General features: G+C 58.9%; 7 protein-coding genes. All 7 read left to right on the top strand.

What is annotated here, in order from left to right:
* Positions 1-860: 860 nt before the first annotated feature.
* On the top strand, positions 861-2,762 hold the full coding sequence (locus tag EN984_RS16115; protein ID WP_127267400.1) for a methanol/ethanol family PQQ-dependent dehydrogenase: 1,902 nt from the start codon (positions 861-863) through the stop codon (positions 2,760-2,762).
* 176 nt (positions 2,763-2,938) lie between these two features.
* Complete coding sequence (locus EN984_RS16110; RefSeq protein WP_127267401.1) at positions 2,939-3,463, top strand: c-type cytochrome, methanol metabolism-related; 525 nt, start codon at positions 2,939-2,941, stop codon at positions 3,461-3,463.
* Entirely contained in the window at positions 3,435-4,328 is an 894-nt protein-coding gene (locus EN984_RS16105) for a substrate-binding domain-containing protein (RefSeq protein ID WP_127267402.1), read from the top strand. The genes EN984_RS16110 and EN984_RS16105 overlap by 29 nt, the downstream gene beginning before the upstream one ends.
* The gene (locus tag EN984_RS16100; protein WP_127267403.1) at positions 4,325-4,885 is read left to right on the top strand and encodes a PQQ-dependent catabolism-associated CXXCW motif protein; all 561 of its coding nucleotides are present in this window, start codon (positions 4,325-4,327) and stop codon (positions 4,883-4,885) included. Before EN984_RS16105 ends, EN984_RS16100 begins: the two co-directional genes overlap by 4 nt.
* Before the next feature lie 415 nt (positions 4,886-5,300).
* Positions 5,301-6,239 carry a pyrroloquinoline quinone biosynthesis protein PqqB gene (pqqB, locus tag EN984_RS16090; RefSeq protein WP_127267404.1) on the top strand — a complete coding sequence of 313 codons (939 nt, stop codon included), beginning with the start codon at positions 5,301-5,303 and terminating at the stop codon, positions 6,237-6,239.
* Positions 6,236-6,994 carry a pyrroloquinoline-quinone synthase PqqC gene (pqqC, locus tag EN984_RS16085; protein WP_127267405.1) on the top strand — a complete coding sequence of 253 codons (759 nt, stop codon included), beginning with the start codon at positions 6,236-6,238 and terminating at the stop codon, positions 6,992-6,994. Before pqqB ends, pqqC begins: the two co-directional genes overlap by 4 nt.
* A partial coding sequence (gene pqqD / locus EN984_RS16080; protein WP_127383828.1) for a pyrroloquinoline quinone biosynthesis peptide chaperone PqqD occupies positions 6,991-7,281 on the top strand: 291 nt, incomplete at its 3' end. The genes pqqC and pqqD, both read left to right, overlap by 4 nt.

Here is a 7,281-nt window from a genome sequence, read left to right as displayed (position 1 = left end):
GCAGGAACAGCTTTCCAGCGCCTTCCGTGTCTGGCCGTTCGTCTGCATGCAGCCGAGCACGTAATCGGCAATCGTTGCTGTCGGGTAATCTCCCGCGGCGCCCGCCGGGTTTGCGAAGGCCAGCGGCGCGGCCAGGAGCAGCGGCAAGGTCGAAAATCCAACATATCTGATCATGGGAAAACCTCCGGTTAGCCTGGGCGCGATGTGCCAAGTCGGGATCACCGTGGCAGTTGGCAACGAGCCGCAGAGTCAGTCAAGCGCCCATGGCTTCCGTATACGACCAAAGGAGGAATGCGGTACTCATCGACCGTGGTTCCGCATGGCGGCCTGATGGCCCGCTCCACACCCCAACTCCAACGATCATCTCATGCTTGGCCCACTATCGATTCTCCATGCAGCACGTAGATGGCCAGGCCGAGACATCGAAGTGAATACCGCTAAATAAAATCCTTGCTTAGGTGAAATGTAAAACTCAAAAAATAATCAAATTTTATGCGGTCAACCGTTATTTAGCTAGTAGAAATACTTTATCTAACCAATACTGTCCTAGTTATTTCCTTATATTGCACCGCATCATTCACGATATTGCGGTGCAAAAAGACACCCAGGCTTTTTTGCTTGCCTAGCGTTTTGCGATGACATAGCCTCACCCTGTTTCCGGCTTCAAGGGCGTCACCGTCATTAGGGAGCGGCGACAGTCTTTCGTAGGCCAAGGTGAGGTGGGCAGTAACGGTGCCCTCTGCACATCTGGCTTAGGTCGTGACACGCTGCCGGAAATATTTCCCCCCCGTGAATCGCTTGGGCAAGCCCTTGTGGGCTCAGCAAATGATTCATCACTATGAACCTCGGGAGGAATTCGGATGCGTGTACTTACGAAAGCTACCTATATTCTAACCACTGCGGCGTTTCTGTCGCTCGGCGCGGCCTATACGGCGTCGGCTAACGAGGACCTTGCAAAGCTGGCTTCGGATTCGAAGAACTGGGCAATGCAGACGGGTGACTACGCCAACACCCGCTATTCCAAACTCAACCAGATTACTGCGGACAATGTGAAGAACCTGCAGGTCAAGTGGACCTTTTCCACCGGCGTGCTGCGAGGCCACGAGGGTGGACCGCTTATCATCGGCGATGTGATGTATGTCCACACGCCTTTCCCGAACAATGTCTTTGCGCTCGACCTCAAGAATGACGGGAAGATCCTTTGGAAATACGAACCCAAGCAGGATCCCAACGTCATTCCGATCATGTGTTGCGATACGGTCAATCGCGGTGTTGCCTATGGTGACGGCAAGATCATTCTCAATCAGGCCGACACCACGGTCGTCGCCCTCGATGCGAAGACCGGCAAGGTCGTCTGGTCGGTCAAGAACGGTGACCAGACCGATGGCGGCAAAGGCGAATCCGGTACGGCTGCCCCCGTCGTCGTCAAGGACAAGGTGCTCATCGGCGTCTCCGGCGCCGAATTCGGTGTTCGCGGCTGGCTGGCCGCCTACAATCTGAAAGATGGCAAACTCGCCTGGAAAGCCTATTCGGAAGGTCCGGACGCAGACACCCTGATCGATCCCGAAAAGACCACGCATCTCGGCAAGCCGGTGGGCAAGGACTCCGGCACGAACACTTGGGAAGGCGAGCAGTGGAAGACAGGCGGCGGCACGACATGGGGATGGTATTCCTATGATCCCAAGCTGAACCTGGTCTACTATGGCACCGGCAATCCCTCGACGTGGAACCCCGTACAACGCCCCGGCGACAATCGCTGGTCGATGACGATCATGGCCCGCGATGCGGACACGGGTGTTGCCAAATGGCTCTACCAGATGACCCCGCATGACGAATGGGACTATGACGGCGTCAATGAGATGATCCTCGTCGACGGCATGGAGGTCAACGGCGCCAAGCACGATGTGCTGGTGCATTTCGACCGCAACGGCTTTGCCTACACCATGGATCGCGCCAGCGGCGACCTTCTCGTCGCCAAAAAATACGATCCGTCGGTGAACTGGGCGACGGAAGTCAACATGGACCCAAAGAGCGATCAGTATGGCCGCCCGCAGGTCGTGGCGAAATATTCGACCCAGCAAAACGGCGAAGACACCAACTCGACCGGCATCTGCCCGGCCGCGCTTGGAACCAAAGACCAGCAGCCGGCCGCCTACTCGCCGAAGACCGGGCTGTTCTATGTCCCGACCAACCATGTCTGCATGGACTATGAGCCTTACAAGGTAAGCTACACCGCCGGTCAGCCCTATGTTGGCGCCACCGTGTCGATGTACCCGGCCCCTGGCGGCGACGGCAGCATGGGCAACTTCATTGCCTGGGATGCAGCCAAGGGTGAGATCGTCTGGTCGAAGCCCGAGATGTTCTCGGTGTGGTCTGGCGCGTTGGCCACGGATGGCGACGTCGTCTTCTACGGCACGCTCGAAGGCTACATCAAGGCGGTCGATAAGGACGGCAAGGAACTCTACAAGTTCAAGACCCCGTCCGGCATCATCGGCAACATCACGACCTACGAGCAGGGCGGCAAGCAGTACATCGCCGTTCTGTCGGGTGTTGGCGGCTGGGCAGGTATTGGCCTGGCAGGCGGCCTGCTTTCGCCTGATAACGCCGCTGCCTGGCATGGCGCCGTCGATCAGGGCCGTGCCCAAGGCGATGAGGCCGCCGTCGTTGGCACCGCTGGTCTTGGTGCCGTCGGTGGCTACGCGGCACTTGCCGACTACACGACGCTGGGCGGTCAGCTCACCGTCTTCGGTCTCCCGGATTGATGCGCTGGGAACCTTGAGAACGCCTCAGGTCTTGTGAGACCAAAGGCTTGAAGAACGAGAGCCCGGATCATCCGGAAGCCATGGCCGGGCTCTCGATTCGGTTACGCACCCAAAACACCGATCAATGCCGGTCGCGCCAGCAAAACCGTGTCCATTGGCAAATGAAGGAAGTTTGAATGTCCGTTCGCATTGTAATTTCGGCTTTGGTCCTGGCTCTGCTGCCTCTGGCAAGCTCAGGCGTCGCCCAGGCCGACGACAGCATGGAAAAAGCCAAGGCGGTGAAGGAAGAAGGCGGCAAGTATTTGGATGCGGATGGAAATCCGACCTACAATATCGAAAACGGAACCGTCGATTGGTACACGTTCAGCGGCTACCGCCGGTATCACTCCGATTGCCATGTCTGCCACGGACAGGATGCAACAGGTTCGAGCTATGCGCCGGCTTTGGTCAACAGCCTGAAAAACATGGATTACGGCACGTTCCTCTCGATCGTCGCCGAGGGCCGCAAGAATGTCGGCGGCGGCAAGGAAAACGTCATGCCTGCCTTTGGCGACAACAAGAATGTCTATTGCTACATGGACGACCTCTACATCTACCTGCGCGCGCGCGCAGATGGCGCGGCGCCCCGCGGACGGCCGCCCAAGCACGAAGACAAGGCCCAGGCGGCGAAGGATGCCGAAGCATCCTGCATGGGTGGGTGACATGATTGGCCGCGATGCATTGAAGCTGCGCGTCGTTCTGCCGATCCTCGGCACGCTCGCCTTGCTGCCGTCGAATGCGCATGCGCAAAGCGCCGGCCTTGGTGCGGCGGGAGAACTGGTCGACCCCGACATCTTGCGCGTCTGCGCCGATCCCTCGAATATGCCCTTCACCGACAAGAGCGGCGAAGGATTCGAAAACAAGCTGGCAGAGCTGGTTGCCGCGAAAACCGGGCGCAAGTCCGTCTCCTACACCTGGTTTCCCACGATCACCGGCTTCGTGCGCAATACGTTGGGGGCCAACCGATGCGACATCATCATGGGCTATGCCCAGGGCGATGAGCTGGTGCAGAACACCAACGCCTACTATCGCTCCGCCTATGTGCTTGTGCATCCGAAAAGCCACGATATGGAAGGCGTGGAAACGATCGAGGATCCCAGACTCAAGGGCAAGACGATCGGCGTCGTTGAAAGCACGCCGCCAACCGCCAACATGGCCGCCAACAAGCTCCTGCGGACCGCCAAGATCTATCCGCTTGCGGTGGATACCCGCGTCACCCCATCCATGGGGGAGGTCATGATCAAGGACATGCTGGCACACAAGATCGATGCGGCGGTGCTGTGGGGACCGATGGCAGGTTACTATGCCAAGGAACTCGGAGCTGATGTGACGATCGTTCCACTGGTGAAGGAAAAAACCGGCTCGCGCATGTCTTACCGCATTACCATGGGCGTACGTCCGTCCGACCAGGAATGGAAGCGGACGCTCAACCGAGTGATCAGGGAAAACCAGGCGGAGATCACCAGGATCCTGCTGAGCTATAACGTGCCGCTGATCGACGAACACGACAACCTGATTACCCAATGAATGGAAGGGAGACTATTTTCTTGCTGGTCGCCGCGAGCCTTCTGGGTCTGACCGAGCCGACATGGGCTGGCGATGTCGCCGAACCCAGCGGTTTCCGGATGGACGACTATCGGGCGCCGGTGCCGCGGACGCTGCAAGGCGCGAGGGTGGTGACGACGGTGGAAGCGGAAGCGCTGTGGCGGGCGAAAAAGGCGATCTTCTTCGACGTGATGCCGGACACGCCCAAACCGACCAATTTGCCGGCAGGAACCATATGGAGGGACAAGGTCAGAAAGGACATCCCAGGCAGCATATGGCTGGCCAATGTGGGATACGGCGCTATTTCGCAGGAGACCGCCAGCTATTTTCGCCAAGGCCTCGAGGCCAAGGCCGGGACGGACAAGTCGCGCGCGATTCTGTTCTACTGCATGACGAATTGCTGGATGTCGTGGAATGCGGCGAAACGGGCCGTCGAGTGGGGCTACAGTTCGGTAATCTGGTATCCGCTCGGCGCTGATGGGTGGGAAGATGCAAACCTTCCACTGGAGGAGAAAAAACCCTATACAACGAACAATTGAAGTAAGGACTGCAATTATTCTCGATAGTTGGTTTTCAACTTTTCAAAACCTATTGTTTCATTTGTCCATTTTGAGACTTGATGGACGAGCCATTGCGTCGGTGCCCTGCAATGGTTGGCTAACGACAGGATCGGTCCCTTCGGGCTGGTATTAAGAGGAGAAATGTCATGAAGAAGAACTGGAAAAAACCGACCATGTGTCAGGTTGCCGCTGGCTTCGAAATTTCACGGTATCTGCCTGCTGAAATTACTCCCAAGAAGTAGGCCGCAGAGGTGCGCGTCCCTGGCGACAGGGGCGCGCATCCCCTCGCCCCATGGATTTTCGTGAAAGATTTTGACGCACGCAAAGCGCGCGAAGCGTTTTTTGTGACTGCAAATTGCCTGCAGGTCAGAGAAGCCGGCGCGCGGGCATTTTCATGCATTTGAGGATCATCGGATCGGCGGCGGGCGGCGGCTTTCCGCAATGGAACTGCAACTACCGTCTGAGTCGTGCGGCTCGCACCGGCATGGCCGGGGTGCATTCACGAACCCAGTCCAGTATCGCCGCCTCCGCGGACGGGTTCGGCTGGGTTCTTTTCAATGCCTCGCCCGACATTCGCCAGCAAATCGCTGCAACACCTGAACTGCAGCCTGCGGGCGATGCGCCGCTGCGCTCCACGCCTATTCGCGCGGTGGTGCTGACCAACGCCGATGTCGATCATATCGCTGGACTGCTCAGCCTGCGCGAGCGGCAGCCTTTCGCCATTTATGCAACGGCGCAGGTTCTGGCGACGCTGGAGGCGAATTCGATTTTCAACGTTCTCGATCCAGCGCTTGTGCCGCGGCGCATCCTGCCGCCGGCGAAAGAATTGGCCATTTGCGACGCAGAAGGCCGCGAGACCGGCGTAATGATCGAGCCCTTTCCAGTGCCCGGGAAGATAGCACTCTATCTGGAGGATAGAGACCATCCGGATGCCAATTTCAGCTCCGACGCAGGTGATACGATCGGAGTCCGAATTGCCGGCATCGGCAGCCGCGGCTCCGTCTTCTATATTCCGGGCTGCGCGCGCATCGATGCGGCCTTGCGCACGCGTCTCACCGATGCCGCCTGGCTTCTGTTCGACGGCACGGTCTATACCGACGACGAGATGATCGTCGCCGGCGTCGGTCAGAAAACCGGCGCGCGCATGGGGCATCTGGCGATCTCGGGAGAATCGGGTTCGATCGCAGGCTTGGCCGATGTGAGGGTCGGCCGTCGCGTCTTCGTCCACATCAACAACACCAATCCCATCCTTGACGAGAATTCCGCCGAGCACGCGGCGGTCAAGGCGGCCGGCTGGGAAATCGCAAGCGACGGTATGGAGATGGAATTTTGAGCGACTTCCGCGATGCAGCCAAAGGCGGACTCTCCAAGAGCGCTCTCGAAGCCGTGCTGAGGCAGGTTGGCGCCGAGCGCTATCACAATCGCCATCCCTTTCACCACAGGATGACCAGCGGCGCATTGTCGAAGGCCGAGATAAAGGCCTGGGCGCTGAACCGCTATTGCTATCAGGCGGTCATCCCGCGCAAGGATGCCATGATACTCGTGCATGCCGAGGATCCAGCGTTTCGCGCCGCGTGGCGCAAGCGGATCGAGGATCATGACGGCGAGGACGGCTGGAGCGGCGGCATCGCGCGCTGGCTGCATCTGGCAACTTCGCTCGGCCTGGACGCCGAGGCCGTGAAGAGCGAAAGGCTGGCACTGCCGGCGACGCGCTTCGCGGTGGGCGCTTACCTTTCCTTTTGCACAAACCGGACGTTGTTCGAGGCGGTCGCGTCCTCGCTGACCGAGATGTTCTCGCCACTCATCATCGGCGAGCGGGTGCCGGCAATGCTGGCCAAATACGACTACATCACCGAGGACACGCTGGCCTATTTCAGGCAACGGCCCGAACAGGCCTCGCGTGACGCCGACTTCGCCCTCGCCTACGTGCTCAGCCATGCCGATACGGCGGAGCGCCAGCAGCAGGCAATCGATGCACTGGTGTTCAAATGCGATATACTCTGGGCCATGCTTGACGCGCTTCAACACGCCTATGGCGAGCAGGGAAACATACCGCCCGGCGCCTTCCAGCCCGAGGCAGCCCAATGATGGCGCTGCGCGAAAGAGCCGTGGTGTCGTTGCGATCGGTACCTTCGCTGCCGAAACACGTGCGCATACAATACGATTCCGTGCGGCAGGCATTCGCCGTGCTTTCACCCGAAAAGATATTCTGGCCGAACGATGTCAGTCTCGATATTTTGCGCCGCTGCGATGGACGGTCAACGGCAGGCGATATCATTGCTGGCCTTGCCGCGGATTATGAGGCCGAACAGGAGGCCGTGGCGACCGACGTCCTCGCCTTCCTGCAGGAATGGTCGGACAAGCTGCTGGTGAGG

This window comes from Mesorhizobium sp. M7A.F.Ca.CA.004.12.1.1 (assembly GCF_003997835.1).
In the GTDB taxonomy this organism is placed as follows: domain Bacteria; phylum Pseudomonadota; class Alphaproteobacteria; order Rhizobiales; family Rhizobiaceae; genus Mesorhizobium.
This window is presented reverse-complemented; position numbering and strand designations above follow the sequence as displayed.